Annotated in this window: 1 protein-coding gene; it reads right to left on the reverse strand. The window is 46.9% G+C overall.

The genetic code is table 11. The annotated features are described in order from the left end of the window. On the reverse strand, positions 1-209 hold a 209-nt coding region (locus LKE08_RS09660), incomplete at both ends, for a reverse transcriptase domain-containing protein (protein WP_324704010.1).

The raw sequence follows: 209 nt of genomic DNA on the forward strand, positions 1-209 counted from the left end.
GCGATGTTGGCGAGGAGTGGACTTATTACCCCTCCTTGAGGTGTCCCGGCTTTTGTGTCGTCAAATACACCATTGTCCATAACCCCGGCTTTTAACCATTGTCTGATATTGCGCCTAATGGTCGTTGGACATTGAAGTTTGGATAGCAGGTAATCATGGTCAATCTGGTCGAAACATTTGGCAATGTCGGCATCAAGGACGTAATATCC

Origin of the sequence: Lyngbya sp. CCY1209 (genome assembly GCF_035615495.1) — a bacterium.
Lineage (GTDB): Bacteria > Cyanobacteriota > Cyanobacteriia > Cyanobacteriales > Microcoleaceae > Limnospira.